At 62.6% G+C, this 25269-nt stretch carries 27 protein-coding genes; 9 read left to right on the plus strand and 18 right to left on the minus strand.

All coding sequences use genetic code 11. The annotated features are described in order from the left end of the window. Positions 1–170: 170 nt before the first annotated feature. From ACU5AZ_RS04765 to ACU5AZ_RS04775, 3 genes are all read left to right on the plus strand, one after another. A complete protein-coding gene (locus ACU5AZ_RS04765) occupies positions 171–2741 on the plus strand; it encodes an autotransporter outer membrane beta-barrel domain-containing protein (RefSeq protein WP_446824883.1) in 2571 nt (856 codons plus the stop codon). Positions 2742–2927: 186 nt separating this feature from the next. Continuing rightward, a complete protein-coding gene (locus tag ACU5AZ_RS04770; RefSeq protein ID WP_446824884.1) occupies positions 2928–3515 on the plus strand; it encodes a DUF1214 domain-containing protein in 588 nt (195 codons plus the stop codon). Beyond that, complete coding sequence (locus ACU5AZ_RS04775) at positions 3508–4065, plus strand: DUF1254 domain-containing protein (RefSeq protein ID WP_446824885.1); 558 nt, start codon at positions 3508–3510, stop codon at positions 4063–4065. Before ACU5AZ_RS04770 ends, ACU5AZ_RS04775 begins: the two co-directional genes overlap by 8 nt. Before the next feature lie 82 nt (positions 4066–4147). Here the strand turns inward: ACU5AZ_RS04775 and ACU5AZ_RS04780 are convergent, their stop codons facing one another. Both ACU5AZ_RS04780 and ACU5AZ_RS04785 read right to left on the minus strand, forming a co-directional pair. Next, positions 4148–4486 (minus strand): hypothetical protein, encoded by a 339-nt coding sequence (locus ACU5AZ_RS04780; RefSeq protein ID WP_446824886.1) that lies wholly within the window; start codon positions 4484–4486, stop codon positions 4148–4150. 85 nt (positions 4487–4571) lie between these two features. Beyond that, complete coding sequence (locus ACU5AZ_RS04785; RefSeq protein ID WP_446824887.1) at positions 4572–4733, minus strand: hypothetical protein; 162 nt, start codon at positions 4731–4733, stop codon at positions 4572–4574. A 311-nt stretch (positions 4734–5044) separates the two neighbouring features. On the opposite strand from ACU5AZ_RS04785, the gene ACU5AZ_RS04790 reads away from it, so the two are divergent. Further along, positions 5045–6064 carry a DUF2336 domain-containing protein gene (locus ACU5AZ_RS04790; RefSeq protein ID WP_446825918.1) on the plus strand — a complete coding sequence of 340 codons (1020 nt, stop codon included), beginning with the start codon at positions 5045–5047 and terminating at the stop codon, positions 6062–6064. Positions 6065–6072: 8 nt separating this feature from the next. On the opposite strand, the gene ACU5AZ_RS04795 is transcribed toward ACU5AZ_RS04790, so the two are convergent. From ACU5AZ_RS04795 to ACU5AZ_RS04810, 4 genes are all read right to left on the minus strand, one after another. Then, positions 6073–6411: a DUF1491 family protein gene (locus ACU5AZ_RS04795; protein ID WP_446824888.1), complete on the minus strand. Its 339-nt coding sequence runs from the start codon at positions 6409–6411 to the stop codon at positions 6073–6075. Between the two features lie 93 nt (positions 6412–6504). Further along, positions 6505–7941 carry a methyl-accepting chemotaxis protein gene (locus ACU5AZ_RS04800; RefSeq protein WP_446824889.1) on the minus strand — a complete coding sequence of 479 codons (1437 nt, stop codon included), beginning with the start codon at positions 7939–7941 and terminating at the stop codon, positions 6505–6507. A gap of 94 nt (positions 7942–8035) precedes the next feature. After that, positions 8036–9061, minus strand: a complete 1026-nt coding sequence (locus ACU5AZ_RS04805; protein ID WP_446824890.1) for a peptidoglycan-binding domain-containing protein — start codon at positions 9059–9061, stop codon at positions 8036–8038. Next, positions 9033–10538: a sensor histidine kinase gene (locus tag ACU5AZ_RS04810; protein WP_446825919.1), complete on the minus strand. Its 1506-nt coding sequence runs from the start codon at positions 10536–10538 to the stop codon at positions 9033–9035. Before ACU5AZ_RS04810 ends, ACU5AZ_RS04805 begins: the two co-directional genes overlap by 29 nt. 507 nt (positions 10539–11045) lie before the next feature. On the opposite strand from ACU5AZ_RS04810, the gene ACU5AZ_RS04815 reads away from it, so the two are divergent. Then, positions 11046–11456 (plus strand): DUF5330 domain-containing protein, encoded by a 411-nt coding sequence (locus tag ACU5AZ_RS04815; RefSeq protein WP_446824891.1) that lies wholly within the window; start codon positions 11046–11048, stop codon positions 11454–11456. A gap of 190 nt (positions 11457–11646) precedes the next feature. Further along, positions 11647–12069: a SufE family protein gene (locus ACU5AZ_RS04820; protein ID WP_446824892.1), complete on the plus strand. Its 423-nt coding sequence runs from the start codon at positions 11647–11649 to the stop codon at positions 12067–12069. Positions 12070–12089: 20 nt separating this feature from the next. Here the strand turns inward: ACU5AZ_RS04820 and ACU5AZ_RS04825 are convergent, their stop codons facing one another. The 11 genes from ACU5AZ_RS04825 to ACU5AZ_RS04875 form a co-directional block, all read right to left on the minus strand. Continuing rightward, the gene (locus ACU5AZ_RS04825) at positions 12090–12923 is read right to left on the minus strand and encodes an FkbM family methyltransferase (protein WP_446824893.1); all 834 of its coding nucleotides are present in this window, start codon (positions 12921–12923) and stop codon (positions 12090–12092) included. Between the two features lie 190 nt (positions 12924–13113). Then, on the minus strand, positions 13114–13965 hold the full coding sequence (locus ACU5AZ_RS04830) for a DUF6456 domain-containing protein (protein ID WP_446824894.1): 852 nt from the start codon (positions 13963–13965) through the stop codon (positions 13114–13116). Next, a complete protein-coding gene (locus tag ACU5AZ_RS04835; protein ID WP_446824895.1) occupies positions 13958–14395 on the minus strand; it encodes a helix-turn-helix domain-containing protein in 438 nt (145 codons plus the stop codon). Before ACU5AZ_RS04835 ends, ACU5AZ_RS04830 begins: the two co-directional genes overlap by 8 nt. A 294-nt stretch (positions 14396–14689) precedes the next feature. Next, complete coding sequence (locus ACU5AZ_RS04840; RefSeq protein ID WP_446824896.1) at positions 14690–15118, minus strand: MucR family transcriptional regulator; 429 nt, start codon at positions 15116–15118, stop codon at positions 14690–14692. 432 nt (positions 15119–15550) lie between these two features. Beyond that, entirely contained in the window at positions 15551–15889 is a 339-nt protein-coding gene (mnhG, locus tag ACU5AZ_RS04845) for a monovalent cation/H(+) antiporter subunit G (protein WP_446824897.1), read from the minus strand. Positions 15890–15892: 3 nt separating this feature from the next. Then, on the minus strand, positions 15893–16237 hold the full coding sequence (locus ACU5AZ_RS04850; protein WP_446825920.1) for a cation:proton antiporter: 345 nt from the start codon (positions 16235–16237) through the stop codon (positions 15893–15895). Then, entirely contained in the window at positions 16237–16710 is a 474-nt protein-coding gene (locus ACU5AZ_RS04855) for a Na+/H+ antiporter subunit E (RefSeq protein ID WP_446824898.1), read from the minus strand. Before ACU5AZ_RS04855 ends, ACU5AZ_RS04850 begins: the two co-directional genes overlap by 1 nt. A 1-nt stretch (position 16711) precedes the next feature. Further along, on the minus strand, positions 16712–18277 hold the full coding sequence (locus ACU5AZ_RS04860; protein WP_446824899.1) for a Na+/H+ antiporter subunit D: 1566 nt from the start codon (positions 18275–18277) through the stop codon (positions 16712–16714). Between the two features lie 18 nt (positions 18278–18295). After that, complete coding sequence (locus ACU5AZ_RS04865; RefSeq protein WP_446824900.1) at positions 18296–18673, minus strand: Na+/H+ antiporter subunit C; 378 nt, start codon at positions 18671–18673, stop codon at positions 18296–18298. Continuing rightward, positions 18673–19092 carry a Na+/H+ antiporter subunit B gene (locus ACU5AZ_RS04870; RefSeq protein ID WP_446824901.1) on the minus strand — a complete coding sequence of 140 codons (420 nt, stop codon included), beginning with the start codon at positions 19090–19092 and terminating at the stop codon, positions 18673–18675. Before ACU5AZ_RS04870 ends, ACU5AZ_RS04865 begins: the two co-directional genes overlap by 1 nt. Further along, positions 19089–21464, minus strand: a complete 2376-nt coding sequence (locus ACU5AZ_RS04875) for a putative monovalent cation/H+ antiporter subunit A (RefSeq protein WP_446824902.1) — start codon at positions 21462–21464, stop codon at positions 19089–19091. Before ACU5AZ_RS04875 ends, ACU5AZ_RS04870 begins: the two co-directional genes overlap by 4 nt. Before the next feature lie 414 nt (positions 21465–21878). Here ACU5AZ_RS04875 and msrB point away from each other — a divergent pair, with 414 nt between their 5' ends. Both msrB and chrA read left to right on the plus strand, forming a co-directional pair. Further along, on the plus strand, positions 21879–22295 hold the full coding sequence (gene msrB, locus ACU5AZ_RS04880) for a peptide-methionine (R)-S-oxide reductase MsrB (RefSeq protein ID WP_446824903.1): 417 nt from the start codon (positions 21879–21881) through the stop codon (positions 22293–22295). 80 nt (positions 22296–22375) lie between these two features. Further along, positions 22376–23593: a chromate efflux transporter gene (gene chrA, locus ACU5AZ_RS04885; RefSeq protein WP_446824904.1), complete on the plus strand. Its 1218-nt coding sequence runs from the start codon at positions 22376–22378 to the stop codon at positions 23591–23593. An 82-nt stretch (positions 23594–23675) separates the two neighbouring features. Here the strand turns inward: chrA and ACU5AZ_RS04890 are convergent, their stop codons facing one another. Beyond that, positions 23676–24584, minus strand: a complete 909-nt coding sequence (locus ACU5AZ_RS04890) for a LysR substrate-binding domain-containing protein (protein WP_446824905.1) — start codon at positions 24582–24584, stop codon at positions 23676–23678. Positions 24585–24774: 190 nt separating this feature from the next. Here ACU5AZ_RS04890 and ACU5AZ_RS04895 point away from each other — a divergent pair, with 190 nt between their 5' ends. Then, positions 24775–25224 carry a cupin domain-containing protein gene (locus tag ACU5AZ_RS04895; RefSeq protein ID WP_446824906.1) on the plus strand — a complete coding sequence of 150 codons (450 nt, stop codon included), beginning with the start codon at positions 24775–24777 and terminating at the stop codon, positions 25222–25224. Positions 25225–25269 lie beyond the last annotated feature (45 nt).

Below are 25269 nucleotides of genomic sequence, written 5' to 3' on the forward strand. Positions count from 1 at the left end.
GGCCCAATGAACAGCGGAGGCGCGGCGGGTTGCGCATCCGGATATTCGCAACCATTTTTGGTTATAGACGAAAATCTACCTCCGGTCACATTGCCGTCCAGAAGAGAATCTCATCAGTTGCGAAATACACCCATAGGTGTTTAAGATTCCCGCATTGGATGTGATTCAAAATGTCAAAGCTTCCGATTTCCTCGCGTGTCCGTGCTCTGTTGAGCACCACCTGCATGGCCGCCATGCCATTTGCCGCGCATCTTTCTCTGCCGACCTATGCTCTCGCCCAGCCGATAGCCTCGATCTGCAGCACATCCGGCAATGTTTCCTCCTTAAGTTGCGATAACGGCGGACACGTCAGCATGCTTGGCGGCATTGGTACGTCGGCGCTGACCGTCACCGGGGGTACTGCGACAGCGATCGATATCGGGCCGGAAACCAGCGACACCTCGCCCACGATCCAGACGCTGACGATTACCGGCGGCACGGTCATCAACAACACGGAGTACAGCGCCGTCTACTTCTCGACCGAAGCCGCTGATCACGACGCGACGATCATCATCGATGCGGGCGTTTCGATCACCGCAAGCGGCGGCGGCTTTGGGGCCGAATGGTTCAGAAATGAGACGTCGGGCGACATCACGGTCAACAGCGCCGCGACGGTAATGGCCTATGTGGGGCCGGGCATCACCGCGACGACCAACGACGGCAGCGTCGACCTGACAAACAGCGGCACCGTAACCTCGACGACTGATTGGGGCCTCTATGCCGATGGCGGTCACAACTCCGTAGAGACGGAAAGCGTCGCCATCACCAACAGCGGCACCGTCAACGGCTATCTCGCCGGCATTCGCGCCATCGGCTATGTGGCCAATACCAGCGTCACCAACAGCGGAACCGTCTATTCCACCACGCGCCAGGCCATCACGGCCTGGTCTGACACCGGCACCGCCAGTGTGACGAACTCGGGAACGGTCACATCGTATGACGAGATCGGCCTGCAGGCGTGGGGCGCGACTGGCGTCACGGTAGTCAACAGCGGCACCGTCAATGCCTATGATAATACCGAACTGACAGACCAAGGCGTCGGTCATAACGGCATTCAAACGCTTGTACAGGGCTTCGGCACCACGACCATCACCAACACCAAGACCGGTGTTATCTATGCTCCCGACGATGCGGCGATCTCCGCCACGGCTCAAGGGAGCGACAATGAGGACTCCGATGGCGGCGGCGATATCACCATCGTCAATGCCGGCTCCGTCACCGGCGCCGACGGTATCGAGGCGACGACCCTCAACGGCAAGATCTCCATCACCAACACAGGCACGATCACCGGCCTGACCAGCACGGGCGTCACCCTTTCGGAAACGGCGTCGCTCGACAATTCGGGGACGATCAAGGGCGAAAAATACGGTGTCTACCTGGAGGGGTCCGGCAACACGATCAGCAATACCGGCAGCATCACCGGCGGCATCGCATCGGTCTATTTCGCAAGCGGCTCCAACACGCTCAATATCTCGCCCGACTCATCCTTCTCGGGCGTCGTCGACTACAATCATACCACGGGCAATACCACCAATTTCGGCGCGGGAAGCTATCGTATCGAGGCGTCGAACTATCTTTCCGGCTTGAACACGATCAATCTCGACAATAGCAGCCAGACGCTGATCATCACAGACGCGGACACCACCGGGACGATCAACGTCGTCACGCTTCCTTCCGCGAGCAAGATGGCCACGCAGTATACCTCCTCGGTGTCGGACGTCGTCGGCAGCATTCTGTCTCTCGATGTCGCCAGGCCTGATTCGGTGCAGGTCGACACGGCCGGTTCCACCGGCGCGCTTGGCTATGCTGAAACGAAGGCGGACACCCCCGCCGTCAAGGCGATCAAGACTCAGGCCGGCAATGCCGCTCTCGACAGCACCGGCAACCTCTTCTGGACGAGGGTGTTCGGCGGTCAGAAGTTCCTGCCGGGCGAAGACGGCCAGTCGGGTAGCGACTCCTACCACTACGGTGGCATTTCCGGCGTCGACCACCAGTTCGACAAGACCCGCCTCGGCATGTTCATGGGCGGCGGCCATGTTTCCAGCAAGGCCAATGACGGCACGTCCTCCATCACCGGTAACACGGGCTTCTTCGGTTTCTACGGCGCGCAGCAGTTCGAAGGCTTCCAGCTGGACGCATCTGTCGCCTTCGGTGGCATCCACAACCGCTCCAAACGTTCGATCAACGACGGTGACGAGGAAGCGGTCGGCAGCTTCAATGGCTGGTATGCCTCGCCGGAAATTGCACTCAGCACCTCCCGGTCGCTGGCCGACGACTGGACGCTGACCGGACGAGCAAAGCTGCGCTACACGGGCGCCTGGTACGAGAGCTACGACGAAAGCGGCTCGTCTCAGAACATCGACTACGATTCTCGTATGTCCCAGTCTCTTGAAGGCCGATTGATGGGCGAACTGACCAGGCGGACCGTGCTTTCGACCGGACAGCCGCTCACCTTCACCATGACGGGCGCCGTGTCCGATGTGCAGTATCTCGGCTCCGACAGCATCCACGCCAGCCTCGACAACTCCGAGTTCAGCGTTGCCGATAGCGGCGCGCGCAATGTCGCCGGCGCCGGCATCGGCGCAAACATCGACGTTCAGATCAAATCGAACGTCAGCGTCTATGGCGGGCTGGAAGGCTGGCTATACACCGACAAGTCCAAGGCGTATTCGGGCCGGATGGGCGTGAAGGTCGCCTTTTGACGGACAGCTACCGATGAAATAGAGATCGGCCCGGGGCATCGCCCTGGGCCGATCGCATTGCGCACACCGGGCTTTCCCCTCGCCCGCAGTGGAAAGCCGGCGTTTGCGGCAACTGGCTTGTTCCCATTTGAATCTGAACGCTTTAGGCTCCGCAGCAGTTCGGGGGTCAGAGGGTCCAAGCTCCAGGTGTTCAGAATTCCATTCCTTGTGGCGGTTGGCCTCCTGGTCGCGTTCGGCGTCGGCATCCTGTCGTCGATCTATGCGCTGAAGGCGACCGAGGGCTTCGGTGCCATCCGGCTCGGCGCCTGGACCGCCTTTCCCCGTGCCCAGACTGCCGATGCCGACCCCTATGCCAAGGCGCACCGGGCCAATGCCGGGCGGCTGACCTATGGCGAGGCAGAGGCCTTGCGCTTCATCGCCGACCGCGACGATTCGGGCGAAGCGTTTTCGACCGCCTGCACCTATCGCATTTCCGGGCAGACGCCGCAGACAAGACTCTGGACGCTCTATGTCGCCGGCGCCGACGGCCGGCCCTTCACCGTGGCGAAGACCCTGCCGATGGCGCTGAATTCGTGGGTGGTCGTGCGCGGCACGGACGGCATGTTCGACATCGTCGCGGCGACCGACGCCAAGCCCGGAAACTGGCTGGCGCTGCTGCCGACGGGCACGTTCAGGCTGGTCCTGACCCTGTTCGACACGCCGACGGCCGGCAGCGCGGGTCTGATGGACCTGACCATGCCGCAAGTGCAGAGACTGGGGTGCAAGAATGCCTGATTTCAGGGGCGTGCCCTTCGCCGTCATCATCGGGCTGGTCGGCGCGGCGATCCTGCATCTGATCACCATCCTCTGGCTGCCGGACTTTACCGGCCGCGACGCCTTCACGCGGGTGATCGCGGAGGGCGACTTCTACCGCTTCCACCTGCTCTCCGATCAGCCGGACGCGGCAGGGCTTGCCAATGGCGATCCGTTCCTGAGCGAGGCTGTCTGCGGTTTCGATGCGGCGGACGGGCCGGTGCGGCTGCAGGCCGTGGGCGACCTGCCCTTCTGGTCGCTGGCGGTCTATGATTCCAACAGCAACGAGGTGTTCTCGATCAATGACCGCACGTCCTCGGCGGGCGTGCTCGATGTCGTGCTGGCGACACCGGTCGACCTTGCGTCGATCCGCAAGGAATTGCCGGAAGCCTTCGCAAAATCCATTCTCGTCGAAATGCCGGTCTCCGACGGCTATGCCGTGCTGCGCGCCATGGCGCCGATGCCGAGCTACGGGCCACTTGCCCGCTCCTTCCTTCAGGAAGCAAGCTGCACGGTGACCCGCCCGGCGTAAAGGGTGACGAAGTCGGCTCATGCTTCAGTTTGGGCGTCAACAAGTAGGCTTTTCAGGAGGGAACGATATCCCGCTACGAACCCTAGGGTTTCCCTGGTCGATTATTTGCCGCGCCCCAGAAAACAAGGCGGGCGTCCGGAGCTTCTTTGATAACACGAATGTCCATATGTGCTCGCAGTTCTCTGCGAAATCGTGAAGCGTTGCGCGCTCCCCATACGCCAACAAAGCACCCACCGGTCGTGTCGTTCTTGAAAACTGCCGCGCCGCCAAAGGCTGAGTGCAGACCGCCTTCTCCAACGACGCCACCGCCGCCATAAACGAAGATCACAGCTTCCAGCGGCGCGACACTGATCACAGTGACGCCAGATGGGGCAAAGCCCGAACTTCGGAAAAGAAAAACAGGGCACAACGTAGTTGCCATCCGGTGAGCATAGCTCCCCGAGAATTATCTGCAAGCGTGCCACGCAACCCTAACAACCAGCGCTAGGGCCGCCGGATGAAATCTATCAGCCGCGGTTTTGCGACACGCTGTTGATCATGATCTCGCCGCGGCGCTCGTAGCGTATGCCGGTAAACAGCAGCACCTTGGCGTCGCCGGTGACCGGCCGGCGCTTGACCGGCGGCTTCTTGCTGGACTTGCGGTCCTGTAAACGAACTATCTCTGCCATGCTCGTCTCCTTGATAAGGCGATCGAGACGGATGAAGAGCGATTTCATCCTGCCCGCCGTTTCGGCCGGGCTGGCGCATCTCCAGATTGGGGACCTCGAACCTTCGGAGGCATCTGCGCCGTTCTCTCGTCCACCGGTTTCCGCTTCGCCTTAACGCATCAAACGGATCACCGGTGGTGATGGTTCCATTCAGACACAGCATAGTTAACAGGTCGTTAGCGAATTTGGTCTAATTTGCTGATTCAGATGTAGTGCGTAGCGTGGGTAGGGCCGTGAGTGACCGGTACAGAGAGCTGGAAGGACCATTGGGTGTGCGTAGGAAGGATGTGGTGCTGATGGCGACCGTGACGAGTTTCGAGTCGCTCAAACAGCCGACCCGGACGGAACTGCAGCAGTTCGCCGAGCTCTTCACACCGTTCTTTCACGCCTCGTCCGAAGAGACCCGCCGCCAGGCGATCGCCGCGCTTTCCCAGTGCGAGCATGTTCCCCAGGCCGTCGCCCTTTTCATCGGCAGCCAGCCGATCAGCCTTGCCGCGCCCTTCCTCACCAGTTCCCCCGCAATCCATGACGAAACGCTGATCACCATCGCCCGCACGCAAGGCGGAGCGCATGCCCGCGCCATCGTCCGGCGCGAAAACCTGTCGCCGCGCGTCGTCGACGCGCTGGTTGGCCTGCGCCATACCGAGCAGCGCGGCGAACAGCCGAGCCGGGGCATGCCGCATCCGGCGGCGCTGCCACGACAAGAGGGAGCGGACGCTCCCCAGGCGACCGCTGCCCGCGCCGATACGGCAACGCAGCCAGCGGCCGTTGCCACCCCGGCCGCCGAGGACGAAGAGATCCTGCGGCTGGCGCGCGAGGAAGCGCTGCGCGATCAGCTGAAGCAACTCGCCCGGCACATGGCCCGCCCCGAAACCGACCGGCTCGGCCTGCGCTCGATTTCCGAAATGCAATCCGCCCTCCTCGTCCGCTTCGCGCGCAACATGGAAGCCGGACACTTCGCCACGACCCTTTCGGACACGCTGACTTCCAGCCGCTGGCTTGCCGAACGCATCATGCTGGACATCTCCGGCCACCAGCTGGCAACGACACTGATCGGGGTCGGCATGGCCGAAGAGGACATCCGCCTGATCCTGGCCGCCCTCTATCCCCATCTCGGGGACGTCAGAGACGGCAGGACGATGGCGGACATGCTGCTCGGCGAACTGGACCCCTGGGACAGCCTCGAGCGCGTCGAGACCTGGTGCCGCGCCGACCGCTACACCTTCTCGGACGACGAGGATGCCGTCGCGCCGCCAATAGCGCCGGCAAGCAAGGACGAGCGGGCGGCCTAGCGGGCTCCCTACCCCTCCACCTCGAACAGACCCTCGACGCTGTTGCATTCGAGTTCGACGATCCAGAGGTCGGAATCGAAACTTGCTTCTCGTTTGAGCAGGGCATCGACATCGGCGGCTTCGGCGAGCTCAAGACGCTTTTCAAACAGGCGGCCCATCGCCTCGTCTTCCTCGAAGAAGCTCTGCGGCGCCGGGCCGTAGAGGTTTTCACGGCCGTCGCGGAAGCGTTGGCGGATGAAGATCGCGCCGGCGGCGTCTGCTCCCTTGCGCTCGACGGCGGCAAATCCGCCGGCGGAAAAGACGCGGCGGACAAGGGCGGAGACGAAGATTTCGGTTTTCAGGCGCATGGCTGGACCCCGTTCGATGCAGAACGGCTGATCGCATGCTAGGGCAAATTCCGCAAGCCGGCGACCTGCGCAACGCCATCGACAGCGATGACGTCAGACCTTGATGGCGAGCCGCAATCCGCCCCAATGGCGACCTTTGACGGCGATCGGCGCGGAAATATCCTTCATCAGCACGAAATTGCCGCCGCCCATGTCGCGGCGGTAGGTCTGGACCAGGAACGGAGCCGTCGACCGTCCGGCCGCAAGCCCGACGCGGTCGTTGAAGATGCGGCGGTTGCGGCAGTTCGCCATGTTCCAGACCGGGTCGTCCGGCTTCTGCGGCTGCGAGAACTTGCGATTGTGGGTGGAAAGGTAGCCGTTGTTGTCGACGGCCGCGCAGAAGGCGATGCGTTCGTCCTCCTGCAGCACCGGCTCCTGTATCGGCGGAAACAATTCGTCGGTGATCGCCGTGAAGGCCGTCAGATATTGCTGCGGATCGCTGCCGGGCACCGGGCGGTAGTTGCGGTCGAAGAGATCGGCTTCGGAAATGCGTCCACGGGCGACAGCACCTTCGAGCGCCGCCGAAATGGCGCCGGCGACGTCGCTCGCCATGCCGATCCAGCGGCTGTCGGCGGTCTCGATGCCGGCGCTGGCCGTCAGCTGGATGATCGTCTCGGAGAGGCCGACGAGATCGTCGAGGCGTTCGCTCGCCTTCTGCATGCCGGCATTCGATTTCAGCATCTCGCCGGCCATGCCGCCGAGCGTGTCGACGAAGGCGGCGCACTGGCGGTCGACCGTCTCCGTCGTGCGGGCGAATTCGGAGGCCGAATCGAGGATGCTCGACATCACGCCCTCCATCTCGCCGAACGAGGCGCGCACGGCGGACGACGTCTCCTGCACCTCGCGCGCGCTTTCCGCCGCGCCTGCGCCGGAGCCGGTCAGCCGTTCGATCTTGCCGCCCAGTTCGTTGAGCATGGCCTGGATTGCCTCGGTCGCCTTCGAGGTCTGCAGCGACAGGGCGCGGATTTCTGCCGCGACCACGGCAAAGCCCTTGCCGCTTTCGCCGGCACGCGCCGCCTCGATTGCAGCATTGAGCGCCAGGAGGTTGGTCTGGCGGGCGATGATGGAGATTTCCTGGGCGATGCCGTCGACATTGGCCAGCGACTGCGAAAAGCTGCCGATCTCGGCGGATATCTCGCCGGTGCTCGACAGCATCTTGTCGATCTCGGTTGCCGACAGCGTCAGCCGTGCGGAGGACTCCTGCATCATGGCGCGGGCGCGCGCGGCATCGTCGTCGGTGCGGCGCAGGCTTTCGGCCAGCGTGTTGTTCGTGCTGGCGATTTCCAGCGCCGCATCGGTGATTTCGGAAAAGGTCCCGGCGTGGCGGGACGACATGGCGGCCGTATCATGAACCGCGCCGGCGATATCGACGAGGTCGATGCCGAGATTGGACGCCTCGCGGGCCAGCTTGCCGATGATTGACTTCAATTCGCGCGCGTCTGGACCGGCCTCGCCGGCGACGTCTTCCTGTGGCTGCACCATGGATTGCATGACCATCTCCTCACCAACGACGAGGATATGCTTGGCATGGTTAATCAATCCATAATATTAGAGAGGACGCAACTACGCAGGCAGCGCGCAATACTTACAATGCGCCGATCTGCTGCAGCTTCTTCAGCACGGCGGCATTGGGTTCGCCGGTCACAGGCAGACGGTAATGCTTCTCGAAATGGCGGATCGCCGCGCGCGTCTGGCCACCGGCGACGCCGTCGACCTTGATGTCGGCATAGGCAATGTTGGAGAGGCCGCGCTGGATCTTGGTCACCAGGTCGGATGCGTTCGCGTTGGCCGGTGCGGATGCCTTGGTCACCGGCGCGGCGGCCGGCGGCTTGGCTGACGCCTGGCGGATCGCATCGGCAACCGGATCGGAAACGGGGACCTTCGGCTGCGGCTTTGCCGCCACCACGGTCTTTGTCGAAGGCGCCGGCTTTCTGTCGGAAAGTTCCGGCGTGGGCCGCGAGGCCGGCACGACGACGGGTGCGGTCGGCGCAGGCTTCGGGTCTGCGGCGGCGGTCTTGCCAATGCCGGATTGCAGGAGCACGAGAATGTCGTCGCGTGCCTCCCCGGTCGGCTTCAGGCCGATCCGCTGCTCGAAGGTGGAGATCGCCGCGGAAGTGCGTGGCCCGTCAAGACCATCGATCGCGCCGTCATAGAGGCCACGCTTGGCGAGTTCGCCCTGGATCTCGCCGACCAGCACGTCCGGCTTCGGCACGGATGCGGTGACGCCGGCATCGTCCGGCGCGGGACGCTCCAGCGGATGGACGGCAGCGGTCTGTGTGCTGTCGAGGTCGCTTCCGGTTTCGCGCTCGATCCTGAACGTGGTGACATTGTTTTCCGGCAGTTCGTTCGGCTTGCGCACCAGACCGGCAATGCCGTTCGGGTTCTTGTCCGTGCGGGTCCTCAGGATCGGGGCCGGATGTTCGTTCGGCTGGTACCAGAGCGCATTGGCGGCGACGAAGCCGAAAATGACGGCGAAGGCCAACGTGCCGCCGAACAGCGACGGGTGCCGGCCGATGACCGCAGCCGTGCGGCCCCCGCCCCGAACGGCAAGGCGAAGCAGGACGGCGCCTGCTCCCTGCTTCTTAGGCGGTTTTCGCTTGCGAGCGGCCATTGATCTCTTCCTTGCATTGGCTGTCTGCCGGCGTATCGCTGGTCTTCAGGCGCGGCGGAAACTCCACCATGCGCCCGTCGCCCTCGGCCGCCGCACGTGCCGCGCCGCTTCCGTCTGCCGGCAGAACGATCGAAATCACCGTGCCCTCGCCCGGGGTGCTATCGATCAGGAACTCGCCGCCATGCAGCGCGACAAGTCCCTTCACCAGCGAGATGCCAAGGCCGGTGCCTTCGTACTGGCGGGTGTAATCGTTCTGGATTTGTGTAAACGGCCGTCCGAGCAGGGCGATCTTGTCGGCCGCAATGCCGATGCCCGTGTCGCTGACCGTCATCTTGAAGTTGTCGCCCTCGCGCACGGCGTCGATGGTGATGACGCCGCCGGCATCGGTGAACTTGATGGCGTTGCCGACGAGGTTGATCAGGATCTGCTTGAGCGCGCGCTGGTCGGCGACGAGTTCGCCGATGTCGCGCTGGACGCGGCTCGTCAGCGAGACGCCCTTTTCCTTCGCCTGAAGGCCGAGCATTTCCTCGCAGGTCTTGACCGCTCGGCCCGGCGCGAAGGGCTCGAGCATCAGTTCGTAGTGACCGGCCTCGATCTTGCTCATGTCGAGCATGGTGTTGACGACCGACAGGAGGTGACCGCCCGACTGGCGGATCAGCTGGACGTATTCGCGCTGACGCTCGTTTTCGAAGCGGCCGAAATATTCGCCGGCGAGAATGTCGGAGAAGCCGAGAATGGCATTGAGCGGTGTGCGCAGTTCGTGGCTGACGGCGGCCAGGAAGCGCGACTTCGCCTCATGCGCCGATGCGGCCTCCTCGCTCTTGGCCTGCAGCTCGACAGCCATGTCCTTCTCGGCCGACACATCCGTCAGCGCGCCGAGGATGCGGGCCGGACGGCCATCCTTGATGGCGCCGGCGCTGAGGTCGAGACGGACATGCGAGAACTGGCCGTCACCGAGACCGCGACGCTCCAGCCGCAGATCGACGGCGATGCTCTGGCGCGTGCCCTGGCGCAGGACGTCGATGGCTTTCAGGAAGTGGATGCGATCGGAGACATGGATGTGCTCAACGAAGCCGCGGCCGGGATAGCGGGCGGCCTGCTCGCCATGGCCCTCGGCACCGCGACCGCCGACGGCTGCAACATGGCCTTGCAGATCGAAGAGAATGAGAAAACCGGGATAGGCGGCAAACAGGCTCGCCTCGTCAACAGGTTCAGCAGCCTTGGCGACAGCCGGCCGCTCCTCGCGTGCACTGAGACGCGACAGGGCAACGGCGCCAACGGCGGAAAACAGGAAGCCGGCGGCAACGGCGGCGACACCGGCAGGCAAGGCGACGGCGGGGCTGGTGACGAGAGAGAGGCCGGCGGGCACGGCAAGCAGGGCCGTGGACGAGACAAGGATCAGCCGGCGAAGCACCGCGACCTCGGCAGTCTCGGCTTCCTGGCCCGCATTCGAACCGGCGAGCCACGCAGTGGCCATCCGGTCGGCGAGGCCAACGGCCCGATCAGCAATGTTACGCAATACCAGCACTTAAACGAGCCCTGTGAGACGCTTCTTTCTTATGGGGCAAATGTACAGGGCGGCGGCTTAAGGAAAGTATAAAAGAGGCCCTCCGGAAGGGCCGGCCAAACCATAAAAATCCCGATTTGGGACGATTCAACGGTGCTTTGCAATTCGTGGTTAACGAGGGGTAAGCGACGGATTTGGCTTGATTTTTCGTTTCGCGTTAACATTTGTGGCAGGCTTGCCCACACACTTGTCCAGTGTTTTCAGGCGCGCCGCTGCCCATATGATTAACACCGGTCGTTCAAATTCTAATCAATGTTTCGGAAAATTTGAGAAAGCGGCATTTGAGCAAAATTCGCGGCAAATGTGAGCAAATTCTGCAAAGGGCGATTCGCTTCTCGCCCCTATAGTGCCCAACAAGACCGGTAAATGGTCAGGTTGAACCGGCGACAGACCGGACGACAAAACAGGATGGGCATCATGTGGTTTCTGATCAAAGGAGCGTTCTGGTTCTCGATCGTCCTTGTGGCGTTATCATTCTTCGCCACCGATCCCGGCGAGGAAATGGCCAAGGGCGAGACCAGAGTTGAATTCGCAAACGCCTTCACGGCGGCGAGCGGCGCGATCCGCTACATGGGCGCGATCTGCTCGGAGCAGCCGGACGTCTGCGAAAAGGGCGCAAGGACATTTGCGGCGCTGAGCGTCAGGGCGCGCGAGGGCGCCAAGGTCGCCTACGAGATGCTCGACACCTATCTGGACAATAAGGACGGCGCCAAGACCGAAACCGCCGCGCTCGAAGACGTAACGACCGCCACCGACGAGAACGATCCGGTCGGCGCCATCATCACCGGCACGGTCGTGCCACACCCCATTCCCAAGCCGCAGCGCTGACATTTTCCGAAGGCGGAGCGACCGCCTTCATCCTTCCGTGACTGCCTGTCACACCACCTCGGCAATCTGTTGCCAGCGCCATGGGGAGCCCATCCGCCATGGCGTTTTCTTTTTTCCCGCCGATGGTTCATTTATCGGCCTGTTTGGCCTATATGCGGGAGACACCAGACAGCAAAGACGACGGCCCGACATGACCTCACTCGATCAGATCATCGACGATTTCGCTTTCCTGGAAGACTGGGAAGACCGCTATCGCTACGTGATCGAACTCGGCAAGGCGCTCCCCGATCTGCCCGACAGCCAGAAGACAGCCGAGAACAAGGTGCAGGGCTGCGCGAGCCAGGTCTGGCTGGTCGTCAACCCGGCCGACGACACGGCCGATCCGGTGCTGACCTTCGCAGGCGATTCCGACGCCCATATCGTGCGCGGCCTCGTCGCCATCGTGCTGGCGCTCTATTCCGGCAAGCACGCCTCCGAGATCGCCAGGCTCGACGCGCTCGACACCTTCAAGGAAATCGGTCTCGTCGAGCACCTTTCGGCGCAGCGAGCGAACGGGTTGCGCTCCATGGTCCAGCGGATCCGCAACGAAGCAGCGTTGCGGATCGCGGCATAAGGTAACTCCGTTGGTTCGGGCTATCCGTTCAGGATTGCGATATAATCGCGGTGCACGCAGTCCCTGGCAGACTTGATTTCGGGATATTCCAGCCTTGTCAGCCTTTTCTTGATCCCATGGACCCGGTAGCCAAGCGATCTCAACAGGCTGCCGATGACGGCGTCCGGCGCCGCCTTGTCACCATGATCCTCGAACACGATGATGCGTGGCCGGAACTTGGCAAGGATTGAGCGCGAGGCCTGAAAGACCGTTTCCTCGTGGCCTTCCACATCGATCTTGACGATGTCGATCTTCGTCGGCTTGAGGGCCTCGATCAGTTGCTCGGGCGACCACAGTTCCACGTCCTGCGTCTCGCCGTCGCCATGGCTGACAAGCCTGCTTGCGCCCCTGTTGTCGTCAACGATCTGCAGGTGACCGCGTCCGCTCTCTGCGGACAGGGCCACAGGCGCGATCTCGGCACGGCCGGGAAAGCGCCCAAGATTGGCGCGCAGCAGATCGAGAACGCCCGCCTGCGGCTCGACGGCGATGACATTCGAGCCTTCGACATTGGCCAGGAAGCAGGCGCTCATATAGCCGATATTGGCACCGATATCGAGCAGGGTATCGCCGGGCCGGCTGTGCTGGAACAGGACATCGAAGACGCCCTGGTCGAACTGACCCGTGAGATAGAGAACCCGCCCCACATGTTCGTTGGGCATGACATCGATCGGGAACCCATCCCTCGTCATGACCGTTGCCCGCTGGTGCCTGAACTTCAGGCCGGAAAAGAATTTGATCGTCAGCCGCCCCACGCCATAGGGAAATGGCCACGACCGCAGAAACAACTGCGGCAGTATATGTTCATTACTATTCATGCACTGTCCCCACATACGCTAAAAAATGAAATTCCCGCTACGCATTTCGACATTAGTGCGACCATCACGAGAAATTCAACTTCTGATAATATCTGTGGTTAATCTGCCCGAGAGCAAAGAATAAATGGAGACAGCCTTCGGATTTGCAATCAGATTATGAAGATTCATTGCTTGCGATGTGTGACGGCCGTCACCTTTCCCCGATGTCCGGCCGATAGCCGTCCGCACCCCAATGCCGGATGTCGCGACGGGTGGTCGCTGCCGGCGGCTGATAGTGCCGCGCGAGCGCCATAAGCGCGGTTCTCAGCATCAGCTTTGCAGAGCGGGCCGGCCATTGCCGCTCGCGTTCGACGGCTTCAAGCCCCTTGCAGAAGCAGCAGACATCAAGCGCTATCCCGGCAAGGTCCGGCCCGAGTGCGTCCAGTGCCCGGTTCACCCGGCGGCGCGCCTCGATGGCGCTAACCGCAAGATCGGCCATGCCGCCCGGCTGTCCCCTGCCCCGGCTCTGCAGACGCGGCTCCCATGATGCGGTGACGCGCGGTTGCAGACCGGCGCGGGCGAAGTCGGCGGCCAGCCTCTCGCCGGCGGCGACAGCCTCGTGCGGCAGAAACGGCTTGCCATCCCCTCCCTTCAGCCGCAGCAGGGGCGCCAGCGGAGATTCGCTGCGATTGACCGTGACGGTCTGGCGAACCCCCTCCATCTCCACCGATGTCTGGTCGAGATCCCGGTGCTGGACAGCGAAGGCATCACCCTCCGGACCTTGCCCGTTGGCAGCACGCAGCCGGACCAGAAGCGAAGCCGCCTCCGGCCGCAGCGTCAGACTGTCGCCGTTGCGACGGACGACGCCCTCGGAAAGGAGTGCGCCGACCAGATCCGCAGGAAAGGCGCGCGTGCCGCCTGCCCCGCCGGCGGTCAAGGACAGCATGTCGGGGTTGACGGCCGCCCCCTCGTTTACCGACGCGCCGGCGGCGCCGATAAACTCGAGGAGCCTGAGGGTCCGGGCCTTGCGCCGCGGCGTCCAGTTGCCTGCCATCTCAGTCATCGCCGCCTCCCGCCGTCACCGCTGCAATCGACAGCGCGATGCGCTCCACGGTCGCGACGAACTCATCGAAGGCCCTGTCGTCGCGCCGGTCCTCGACCTTGGCGCAGGCATGCGAGACCGTGGTACGGTCGCGCCCGAAGGCGATGCCGATCTCGCTCATCGGCAGGCTCAGCGAGACATGGCAGACATACATGGCGATCTGGCGGATATGGCAGGCGGTGCGCCGGCGTTCGCGGCGCACCAGAATGCGCTCGCCGGTCAACAGGACGAGTTCGGCCGTGATGTTGCGAACCACACGGCAGAGCGCCCTTTCGCGCGACAGCGGCAGGATCACTGGACGACCGGGACCCTTGACGGGGAACGACCGGCGGCGGGAGGTCGGCGGCGGTTCTTTCGCCTGACTGGTGGCATGTGGAACTATCGGCAGCATGAAACAACTCCTTTGCGAATAGGAATTTATTCATACACCCTACGGCAAATGCGGGGATGCATGAAACATCCCGTCTGCAACCATGCCTTGTTTTTGCTGGAGAAACAGCGATTCCGATGACAATTTATGGGATTTATTTCCTCGTCACAAAGACGCAATGGCTCTCCGGACGGACGGATCGAAACAGCAGCGGCCAGCATCTGCTCCCCGGCAATCCCGGCGCTCAAACAGAAAACCCGGCCACAGGGGCCGGGTTTTGCTCCAATCACCTCTCATCGAGAGGCAATACACATATTACTTGCCGCGCTTGCGACGCTGGCCGAGGCCCATTTCCTTGGCCAGGCGGGAGCGAGCTTCCGCATAGGCCGGAGCCACCATCGGATAATCGGCGGGAAGTTCCCACTTTTCGCGATAATCTTCCGGCGTCAGGTCATGATGGGTCATCAGGTGGCGCTTAAGCGACTTGAAGGTACCGCCACATTCCAGGCAAGTGATCTGGTCGTCCTGAACAGACTTGCGCACGGAAACGGCAGGCTTCTGCTTCTCGGCCGCGGCGGCCGCAGGAGCGGGGGTGGACGTATTATGCAATGCGTTGTGAACATCTGCAATCAGACCAGGCAGTTCACTGACTGGAACAACGTGATTACCGACATAAGCGGCGACAATATCTGCCGTCAATTCCACTAACAAATCCTGGTTGCTCTCCAAAGCAAGCTCCGTCATTATTGACTATCTCCTGTTCAATATCTCGCCCAATCCGCCGCCTTTTCGTGGGAAAGGACGACGAATCAATAACACAGACACCGAACGCCGGATGGGATAGATGACCTATCTCTAATATAACGATGCCCACCCCAAGCTTCGTTATGACATTCCGACGCCCGATACAGCAGCGATTGCCCATTTTTTCATCTGAATCTCCACCAAGACCAGGTCAGATTACCTCAATCAGCAACATGACATGTGCTTCTAGACGTGTGAAAATTCAGCGGTACGGGATATCGATACTGACGATCCGCGAAAGTCAAATATCACTATTCTTCAAGGTCGCCAATTATTATTTCTTGTAATTTTCAATCATCATTTTCTGCCAAAGGCGTCGAATACTTTCGGGTGTATTAATCACTTCTGGCTAAAGAAAGGCTCTGTAATCGATTAATGCGCGTCATCTTTCTCAAGATCGTCGCGTACCGAGACGCTGTGAAGCGGGTAACCCGCCTTGTGCGCAGCCTTGGCGAGCAGATGTGCCGAGATCGGCGCCGTCAGGATGAAGAAGACAAATCCGGCCAGCGCCCGCTCGAAGGTGGCGATGTCGCCCGAGTGCAGGCCGACGGCCAGGAACATCAGGCCGGAGCCGACCGTGCCGGTCTTGGAAGCCGCATGCATGCGGGTATAGATGTCCGGAAGGCGGATGATGCCGATGGAAGCGGTCAGCGTGAAGAAGACGCCGGCGAAGATGATGAGCGAAATGACGATCGCGAAGATCAGGTCCATGGTTCAGCCCTCCTCTTTGCGCACGGCAACCGGTGCGTCGGGGTGATCATCCTCGCTCTCGCTTTCCACCATGCTGTTGCGCGACAGGATGAAGCGGGCAAACGCGACAGTCGCCAGGAAGCCGACGAGGCCGAGCGAAATGGCGATGTCGATGTAGAGCGTGAAGCCGGTCTTGATGGCGATCACGCAGATGAAACCCATGGCGGTTGCCACAAGCATGTCGAGCGCCACCACCCGGTCCGGCAGGGTCGGACCGCGGATCACCCTGTATACGGTGATGAGGAAGGACAAAGCCAGCAGGACAAGGGCGATCTCGGTGCTGACATAAATGATGTTTTCGGGCGTGATCACCGGAATGCCTCCATGATCTTGCGTTCGAATCCGTCGGCGATCGAGCGGACGGTGCCTTCCGGATCCGAGCAGTCGACCGCGTGGACGTAGAGCGTCTTGCGGTCTTCCGAGACATCGACGGACAGCGTGCCCGGCGTCAGCGTGATCATGTTGGCGAGCAGGACGATCTCGAAGTCACGGTCGACGGTCAAGGGAAAGGCGAAGATGCCGGGCTTCAGGTTCATGTCCCGGCGCAGGACAAGCCACGCCACGTCCCAGGCGGACAGCGCGAGTTCCTTCAGGAAGAGAAGCACCAGGGCAAGCACATTGCGCGCGCGCATGAAGTAACCGGCGCCACCGATCTGCTCGCGCACGACGCCAAGCGCCAGCAGGGCGAGGACGAAGCCGAAGCCGAGATTGAGCAGCGACGCATCGCCGGTAACCGAAACCCAGATCAGCGCCAGGATGAGATTGATGACGAACAGACGCATCTTACGCACCTCCAGCCGGGAAGACCGAGTTGAGATAGGCCTGCGGGTTCAAGATCCCGTCGGCGGCGGCCTGCGCCAGGCGGATGAGCCCGTCCGGGAAGACGCCAAAGAAGACGACCAGTGCGAACAGCGCGATCATCGGCAGCCACATGCCGGCGGGCAGCGAGACGGGCGGCACCTCCTCCTCGCGCGCTGCGGCCGGGCGCCAGTAGGCGATCAGGAACATGCGTCCGAGCGCGATGGTGGTCAGGAAGCCGCTGACCAGAATGGCCGCGGCAAGCCACCACGAACCGGTCTTCATCGACGCTTCGACCAGCATGATCTTCGGCCACAGGCCGGAGAACGGCGGCAGACCTGATGCGGCAAAGAGCAATGCCAGCGACAGACCGGCAAACCATGGATTGGTCGCGTAGATGCCGCCGAGTTCCATCATCTTGAAACCGCCGCCGATGCGCGCGGCGGCGCCCGCCATAAGGTAGAGCGCCGTCATCAGAACGATCGAATGCAGCGCATAGACGATGGCGCCGGAGAGGCCCGCCGGCGTGCCGATCGCCACACCGGCCATCATGGAGCCGATGCCGGAGATGACGAGATAGCCGAACATGCGGCGAAGATCGCTCTGCGCCATGGCGCCGAGCGCGCCGAGCACCATGGTCAGGCCGGCGGAGACGGCGAGAACGCCGGAAAGGCCCGCAAGCCCCACCGGCAGCAGCATGACCATGACGCGGATCAGCGCGTAGACGCCGACCTTGGTCAGCAGGCCGGCAAACAGCGCCGACACCACGATGCGCGGCGTGTGATAGGAGGCCGGCAGCCAGAAATTGACCGGGAAGGCCGCCGCCTTCATGCCGAAGGCGAGGATGAACAGCGCCGAAAGCGTCAGAAGCGGCGCGCCATCGATGCCCGCCCTCGCCTTCTGGGCGATGTCGGCCATGTTGAGCGTGCCGAAGATCGAATAGAGGTAGCCGACGGCGATCAGGAACAGCGTCGTGCCGATCAGGTTCAGGACCGCATACTTCATCGCCCCGTCGATCTGCTCGCGCTCGGAGCCGAGGATCAGCAGGCCGAAGGACGAGATCAGCAACACTTCGAACCAGACATAGAGGTTGAAGATGTCGCCCGTCAGGAAGGCGCCGGTGACGCCGGCCAGCAGCAGCATCAGGAACGGATAGAAGCCGTAGCGCCGGCCGCTGTCATTGATGTCGTGCAGCGCGAAGACGGCGCCGCAGAGCGCGACGATGGCGGCTGTAAGCGCCATCAGCGCACCGAACACATCGACGGTAAAGGCAATGCCGAAGGGCGGCAGCCAGCGGCCCATGACCATGGTGACCGGACCATTGGCGACCACCTGGGCCAGCAACAGCGCGTCCATCACGACGACGACGGCAAAGCCTGGAATGGCGATGAAGGGCTGCAGGTGCATGCGGCCGCGCATCATCAGGAGAATAGCGCCGAGCGCGATGCAGAGTACAACCGGCAGGATGACGAGCCAATGGGCGACCGGCACCGGCTCCATAACCCAGGCTAGCGAGAGATCCACGGTCGGTGTGTGTGACGTTGCGGCCATGAGGTTTCAGCGTTCCCTTCAGTATCCGGCCGGCGGCGGTTCGGGATGTTCGGGTTCGGCGACGCGCATGTTGTCGGTATCGTCGGTGCCGAGATCCTGGAAGGCGCGATAGGTCAGCACCATCAGGAAGGCGAAGAAGGAAAAGGAGATCACGATCGCCGTCAGGATCAGCGCCTGCGGCAACGGATTTGCGGTGGTGGACGGCAGCGTGTCCATCGTATCCGAAATGATCGGCGGCACCTCGCGCGTCAGCCGGCCCGCGGTAAACAGGAGCAGGTTGACCGCATTGCCGAGGATGGCGATGCCGAGCATGACGCGGACGATGCGCTTCGACAGCATCAAATAGATGGCAGTGGCGAAGAACAGGCCGACGAGAACCGAAAACAGCGCTTCCATCAGTCGCTATCCCTTTCTTCGAGCGCCAGCGCGATCGAGGTGATCGATCCGACGACGACGAGGTAGACGCCGGTATCGAATGCCATCACGGTCGACAGCGGCACCTCGACGCCGAAGATCGACGGGTAGATCCACAGCGCCGTCATGAAGGGAACGTCGGGGAACAGCGACAGGAGGCCGGCGCAGCAGGCCAGCAGCAGACCGGCGGCGGCAATGGTCATCGGATGGAAGCGGATGGCGCGGCGCACGGTCGCGACACCGCAGGCAATACCGTAGATCGCCAGCGCGGATGCGGCGATCAGCCCGCCGATGAAGCCGCCGCCCGGCTCGTTGTGGCCGCGCAGCAGCACGAAGACCGAGAACAAGAGCATGAGGCTGGTCAGGAACGGCGCGGCGGTGCGGAAGATGACGGTGTTCATGGACGTGCGGCCTCCGCCGGCTTGTCGGGCGTGTTGTCGGCAATCGGCCGGCGTCCGGCCACGCGGATGCGGATCAGCGCCAGGATGGCGAGACCGGTGATCATCACCACGGCGATTTCACCCAGCGTATCCGTGCCGCGGAAGTCGACGATGATGACGTTCACGACGTTCTTGCCGTGCGCCACGGTCTTGGAGAACTCGTTGAAGAAGCGCGTCAGCGACGCATCGAACGGGATCTCCGTCGCCTTCAGGAGCAGCATGCCGAAGCCGAGGCCGCAGGCGGCCGCTATCGAGCCGTCGATGATCTTCTCGCGCGTCGGGCGATGATCGCTCGGCGACAGGCGAAGCCTTGTCATGACCAGCGCGAGGATGACGACCGACAGCGTTTCGACCATGAACTGGGTGAAGGACAGATCCGGCGCGCCGAACAGCAGGAAGATGACGGCGACGGCGAAGCCCTGGATGCCGAGCGAGACGATGGCCGTCAGCCGGTTCTTGGCGCCGAGCACGGCAAAGAGACCGACGATGGCGATGAAGATGATCGCCCATTCGTGGAACATCACATCTTCCGGCAGCAGCGGGAAGGACGGCAGTTCGCCGAAGACGAAGGGCGGCACCAGCAAAACGATGGCGACGGCGATGAAGGTCACCGTCATGTAGATGTCGAGACGGCCGGACTGGATGATGCGCGTGACGCGGAAGGCAAAGGCGGCGAGACCGGAAATGAAGCCGTCGAACCATTTGTCGGGGCCATTGCCGAGGGCCGTGAACATCGCCTCCAGGCCGGTGCGGGCGCGATCATAGGCGAGATAGATGGCGACAGCGAGCGCGATAGTGATGCCGGAGAGCGCCAGCGGCAGGCCGACATGCGGGATCAGCGAGACGTAGATGTCGACGGGTTCGCCGGCGACGGCCGAGGCCATGGGCGACGAGATGGCGTGGTGGAAGGCGCCGGAGAAGACGGCGGCGAGAAGACCCGCCGTTGCCAGCACGATCGGGCCGGCAATCAGCAGGATCGGGCCTTCATGCGCGTGCTTCGGCGTTTCCACCTTCGGGCCGAGGAAGGGTTTGAGCGCCACGGCGAAGGCGATCGCGAACATCAAGGCGTTGCCGATGATGGCGACGACGGTGATGAAGATCGACCAGGGATCGCCGGCGGCGATGCCGGCATAGATCTCTTCCTTGGCGAGGAAGCCGACGAAGGGCGGCAGGCCACCCATGGAAAAGGCAGCGGCAAGTGCTGCGGCAAAGGTGACCGGCATGGCCTTGGCGAGGCCGGAGAGTTTGGTGATGTCGCGCGTTCCGGCCTCGTGATCCACGACGCCGGCAACCATGAACAGGCAGCCCTTGAACATGGAATGGGCAAGAAGATAGAGAACCGCTGCCTCGATCGCCTTTTCCGTGCCGAAACCGGTCAGCATGACCAGAAGCCCGAGCGAAGAGACGGTGGTATAGGCGAGCATCAGCTTCAGGTCCGTCTGGCGGACGGCGAGCAGCGTGCCGACGATCAGCGTCGCGCCGCCGAAGAGCGGCAGCACCGTTTCCCACAGCGCCGTGTCGCCGAGCACCGGATTGAGGCGCATCAGCAGGTAGACGCCGGCCTTCACCATGGTGGCGGAATGCAGGTAGGCGGAGACCGGGGTCGGCGCCTCCATGGCGTTCGGCAGCCAGAAATGGAACGGCACCTGCGCCGACTTGGTGAATGCGCCGCCGAGAATGAGGACGAAGACGGCGAGATAGAGCGGGCTCTGGCGCAGGAGATCGTGGCTCGCCAGAACGTCCGACAATTGCGTCGCACCCGTCAGGTTCCAGATCAGGAGAAGGCCCGCGAGCAGCATCAGCCCGCCGCCGCCGGTGACCACGAGGGCCTGCAGCGCCGCCCGGCGCGAGGCTTCCCGCGTGTGATCGAAGCCGATCAGCAGGAAGGAGGTGATCGAGGTCAGCTCCCAGTAGACGAACAGCGTCAGCAGGCTGTCGGAGACGACGAGGCCGAGCATCGCGCCCATGAACAGGAGGATGAAGGAGAAGAAGCGGCCCTGCTGGGGATGGCCCTTCATGTAGCCGCCGGAATAGAGCACGATCAGCGTGCCGATGCCGGTGATCAGCAGCGCGAAGGTGGCCGAGAGGCCGTCGATCATCCAGGAAAAGCGGATGCCGTAGCTCGAAACCCAGTCATAGCCTCCGGTCACCGTGCCGCCGGTCGAGACGATGTCGAGCATCGAGAAAAAGTGCCAGAAGGCCAGCGCCGGGGCGATGGCCAGAAGCCAGGCCGCCTTCTCGGCAAGCAGACGCGTGAGGATGGGGGCAGCAAGGGCGCCGATAAACGGCAGGCACAAGACCACAAATGTCAGCGCATCGGCACCGGCGTTCATGCCGTCTCCTTCTTCTTGTCATTCGCAAGGCGGCTTATGGCCGGGACCCCGAACCCACTTAAGATAAACAACCCCCCGTCTCAAGAGGCGCACGTCAAAAAGATGACAGGCTTCAACGGTTGCAGAGGCGGAACCCGACGAAGGCGAAGACTTTGAAGCGGCGTTCCCGCCATCAGCAACACCCCTTCCGGTCATAAGTCACAGGCAGTCGAAGCCAAGTTCTGTCCATCAAATAACAATCGCATGAATGTGTAGAGCGCGGAGCTTGCCCGTGAGCTGGCCGGACATTATTTCTAGCGTCCGGGACGGAATATCAAAGGCCAATACCGGTTCCATAAGCGGAACAACTTCAAGGCCACAATCAACCAAGATGTCCAAGCCGGGCCCGTCCACGCCAACAACAGGAGAGCGAGCATGTCTGAAACGGTGCGCCCCAAGATCACCAAGAGCGACACGGAATGGCGCGAGGAGCTGTCGCCGGAGCAGTACCGCATCCTGCGCGAAGCCGGCACCGAACGGGCGTTTACCGGCCCGTTCTGGAACAGCCACGAGAACGGCCTCTACCGCTGCGCCGGCTGTAACGAGCCGCTGTTCTACTCCGACACGAAATTCGATTCCGGCTGCGGCTGGCCGAGCTATTTCGAGCCGGTGAGCGAGGATGCGGTCATCGAGCTGCGCGACACATCACACGGCATGGTGCGCACCGAAATCCGCTGCGCGACCTGCAACGGCCATCTCGGCCACGTCTTCCCCGACGGCCCGCCGCCGACCGGCCTGCGCTACTGCATCAACGGCCATTCGATGACGTTTGAGCCCGAGGGCGCGAAGTAGACTGAGAGCGATGCCGGCGTCGAATGACGCCGCCATCATTTTTACTGACAGCCGGCGCAGGGGCTGGACAGCGGGGGCGGATGGATTTTTCGTCGGAAGAAATCGAGAGGCGTCTGACACCTGGCACGGCGGGAGAGGTTTTCCTGACATTCCTGAAGCTGGGCCTGACCAGCTTTGGCGGGCCGATCGCGCATCTCGGCTATTTTCGCGATGAGCTGGTGGTGCGCCGCCGATGGCTGAGCGAAAGCGCCTATGCCGATCTGGTGGCGCTGTGCCAGTTCCTGCCCGGCCCCGCCTCCAGCCAGGTCGGCTTTGCGCTCGGCATGATGCGTGCCGGCTGGCTGGGGGCGCTGGCGGCCTTTCTTGCTTTCACGCTCCCTTCGGCGCTCCTGCTCTTTGCTTTCGCCAGCACTGCATCGACATTGACCGGGCCGGTCGGGATCGGCGCATTGCACGGGCTGAAGATTGTCGCTGTCGCCATCGTGGCGCAGGCGGTCTGGGGCATGGCAAAATCGCTGTGCCCGGACAGGGAAAGGGCAACGCTCGCCGTCGTTGCGGTTGCGATGATTGCCTTCATTCCCGGCATGTACGGGATGCTGGGCGCCATTCTTGTCGGTGCTGCAGCGGGCCTTTTCCTCCGCTTCGGCGCGGTTTCGCCGAGCGGCACACCCGTGCACATGCCGGTCACGCGACGGACGGCGCTTGTGGCGCTCGCGACCTTCTTTACCCTCCTGATCCTGACGCCACTGCTGGCCGGCCAGTGGCAGGCGCTCGACGTCTTTGGCGGTTTCTTCCGCGCCGGCGCTTTGGTGTTTGGCGGCGGGCATGTCGTTTTGCCATTGCTACAGAGCGAGGTCGTGCAACCCGGTTGGGTTTCGCCTGACGCATTCGTTGCCGGCTACGGCGCCGCGCAGGCGGTGCCCGGCCCCCTCTTCACCTTTGCCGCCTATCTCGGCGCCGCGCTGCAACCGGAACCCAACGGAATTGCCGGCGCTCTCCTGGCTCTGGCCGGCATATTCCTGCCAGGCTTTCTCATTCTTGTCGGCATCCTGCCATTCTGGGATCGCTTCCGGAGGATGGTACAAGTGCAATCGCTGATGCGCGGGGCGAACGCCGCCGTCGTCGGCATCCTGGCGGCCGCGCTCTATTCGCCGGTGTTTACCAGCGCCATCGGCAACATGAGCGACTTCGCGCTGGCGCTGACCTGTTTCGTCCTGCTGATCGCCTGGAAAGCCCCGCCATGGCTTGTGGTGCTTGTCGCCGCCTCTGGCGGCGTGGCACTGCAGCTTTTTGCTTGAGACCCTGCCGACGCCATAATGCGCCAACGATCTGAATTGTTGAGGCATTTGTATCGGACTGTCCGCGGCTGGGCGGGAAATTTCAGTTGAGGTCCGGATGACCGGCAAGATGTTCCACGAGGAAGGACACGAAGCTTTTCACCTTCATGGCGATATGGCGGTTGGCGGGATAGACCGCGTGAATCGGTATCGTCGCCACCGACCAGTCCTGCAGGACGGGGACAAGCCTGCCCGAACGGATTTGCGGGCCGACGACAAAGGCCGGGGCCAGCATGATGCCGGCGCCGGCAACGGCCGCGACGACGAGGCTGCGGCTGTCATTGCACTCCATCTTCGGCAGCAGCGGCACGCGCAGACTTGCCTCACCCTTATGGAACTGCCAGACCCTGCCCCAGCGCAATCTCGAAAAATTCAGACAGGCGTGCCGGATCAGATCGTCGGGTCTTTCCGGCGCGCCGAAGCGTTCCAGATAGGCCGGCGATGCGCAGGCGATCATCGGTGAAGCGCCGATCTGGCGGGTGATTATGTTGGGCTCCACCGACACCGTTCCACGGATGGCGAGATCGAAATTGCCTTCAATCAGATTGACGACGTCAAGCGACAGGTCGAGGTCGATCGACAGGCCGGGATTGAGCTTGAGGAATTCGGCAATGGCCGGAACGATATGATCCGGCCCGAGATCCGGCGCTGCCGATATGCGCATGCGACCGACCGCTTCGTGCTGGAAGGACCCGGCGGCGCGTTCGGCTTCGCGGATCTGCGGCAGGACACCCTGCAATGCATCGCGATAGGCTGCGCCGGCCTCTGTCAACGTGACTGCGCGCGTGGTGCGCTGGAGCAGTCGGGTACCGAGCCGCTTCTCCAGAGCCTGGATCTGCGCGCTGACGGTCGCCCTGGACATATCGAGGTCCTCTGCCGCCTGCGAGAAGCTGAGACTTTGCGCGACGTTGAGGAAGGCGGCGATGCCGGCAAAGGGATCGAGTGTCTTCATGTCCATTTATCCAAACAGTGATGCGCGATAATCGATCTTATCATCGGCGGCGAATTTGACTAGAAAATACACATTCCAACGATGACGGCCGGCATCGGAGGAAGCGGACCGGACCGCAGCAAGCCGGACTTTCCCCAATCACATCAGCGCGTTCCGCCTTGCGCGGGCGCCATCAGCAAAGGTTATCACCATGTCCGAGAACGGCCGTTGGTTCATGAACGCATATCTGAAAATCCTGCTCGCCCAGTCCGAGAGTGCCGCCGGCGTCTCGATCATCGAGCACGACATGCTCGGCGGATTCTTCGTGCCGCCACACGTCCACCACACCGAAGACGAAACCTTCTACATGCTGGAGGGCCAGGTCCGGTTCATGATGGAGGGCGACATCGTCGAACATGTCGCCGGCCAGTCCCTGCATGTTCCCGGCGGCAAACGACACGCCCTCAAGGTGCTGTCCCCCCGGGCGCGCTTCCTGACGGTCACCAACGGAAACTTCGAAGCCATGGTGCGCGCATTCTCCGTGCCGGCAAAGCATCCGGGCATGCCACCCCAGGCGCCACTGACGACGGAGGACCAGCAGAAACTCGCCATGCTGTGCAATCGCAACGGCATCGAATTCGTTGGACCACCGATCGACTGACGGAGACACTGACGGGAACTGTGGTGGTTGCGAGAGCACCGACGC

Source organism: Rhizobium sp. PAMB 3182 (genome assembly GCF_052908355.1).

Coding starts and splice junctions, on each gene's coding strand:
- ACU5AZ_RS04765 (WP_446824883.1), top strand. CDS start 171: ATGTCAAAGCTTCCGATTTCCTCGCGTGTCCGTGCTCTGTTGAGCACC.
- ACU5AZ_RS04775 (WP_446824885.1), top strand. CDS start 3,508: ATGCCTGATTTCAGGGGCGTGCCCTTCGCCGTCATCATCGGGCTGGTC.
- ACU5AZ_RS04780 (WP_446824886.1), bottom strand. CDS start 4,486: ATGGCAACTACGTTGTGCCCTGTTTTTCTTTTCCGAAGTTCGGGCTTT.
- ACU5AZ_RS04785 (WP_446824887.1), bottom strand. CDS start 4,733: ATGGCAGAGATAGTTCGTTTACAGGACCGCAAGTCCAGCAAGAAGCCG.
- ACU5AZ_RS04795 (WP_446824888.1), bottom strand. CDS start 6,411: ATGCGCCTGAAAACCGAAATCTTCGTCTCCGCCCTTGTCCGCCGCGTC.
- ACU5AZ_RS04800 (WP_446824889.1), bottom strand. CDS start 7,941: ATGCAATCCATGGTGCAGCCACAGGAAGACGTCGCCGGCGAGGCCGGT.
- ACU5AZ_RS04805 (WP_446824890.1), bottom strand. CDS start 9,061: ATGGCCGCTCGCAAGCGAAAACCGCCTAAGAAGCAGGGAGCAGGCGCC.
- ACU5AZ_RS04810 (WP_446825919.1), bottom strand. CDS start 10,538: ATGGCCACTGCGTGGCTCGCCGGTTCGAATGCGGGCCAGGAAGCCGAG.
- ACU5AZ_RS04815 (WP_446824891.1), top strand. CDS start 11,046: ATGTGGTTTCTGATCAAAGGAGCGTTCTGGTTCTCGATCGTCCTTGTG.
- ACU5AZ_RS04820 (WP_446824892.1), top strand. CDS start 11,647: ATGACCTCACTCGATCAGATCATCGACGATTTCGCTTTCCTGGAAGAC.
- ACU5AZ_RS04825 (WP_446824893.1), bottom strand. CDS start 12,923: ATGAATAGTAATGAACATATACTGCCGCAGTTGTTTCTGCGGTCGTGG.
- ACU5AZ_RS04830 (WP_446824894.1), bottom strand. CDS start 13,965: ATGACTGAGATGGCAGGCAACTGGACGCCGCGGCGCAAGGCCCGGACC.
- ACU5AZ_RS04835 (WP_446824895.1), bottom strand. CDS start 14,395: ATGCTGCCGATAGTTCCACATGCCACCAGTCAGGCGAAAGAACCGCCG.
- ACU5AZ_RS04840 (WP_446824896.1), bottom strand. CDS start 15,118: ATGACGGAGCTTGCTTTGGAGAGCAACCAGGATTTGTTAGTGGAATTG.
- mnhG (WP_446824897.1), bottom strand. CDS start 15,889: ATGGACCTGATCTTCGCGATCGTCATTTCGCTCATCATCTTCGCCGGC.
- ACU5AZ_RS04855 (WP_446824898.1), bottom strand. CDS start 16,710: ATGCGTCTGTTCGTCATCAATCTCATCCTGGCGCTGATCTGGGTTTCG.
- ACU5AZ_RS04860 (WP_446824899.1), bottom strand. CDS start 18,277: ATGGCCGCAACGTCACACACACCGACCGTGGATCTCTCGCTAGCCTGG.
- ACU5AZ_RS04865 (WP_446824900.1), bottom strand. CDS start 18,673: ATGGAAGCGCTGTTTTCGGTTCTCGTCGGCCTGTTCTTCGCCACTGCC.
- ACU5AZ_RS04870 (WP_446824901.1), bottom strand. CDS start 19,092: ATGAACACCGTCATCTTCCGCACCGCCGCGCCGTTCCTGACCAGCCTC.
- ACU5AZ_RS04875 (WP_446824902.1), bottom strand. CDS start 21,464: ATGAACGCCGGTGCCGATGCGCTGACATTTGTGGTCTTGTGCCTGCCG.
- msrB (WP_446824903.1), top strand. CDS start 21,879: ATGTCTGAAACGGTGCGCCCCAAGATCACCAAGAGCGACACGGAATGG.
- chrA (WP_446824904.1), top strand. CDS start 22,376: ATGGATTTTTCGTCGGAAGAAATCGAGAGGCGTCTGACACCTGGCACG.
- ACU5AZ_RS04890 (WP_446824905.1), bottom strand. CDS start 24,584: ATGAAGACACTCGATCCCTTTGCCGGCATCGCCGCCTTCCTCAACGTC.
- ACU5AZ_RS04895 (WP_446824906.1), top strand. CDS start 24,775: ATGTCCGAGAACGGCCGTTGGTTCATGAACGCATATCTGAAAATCCTG.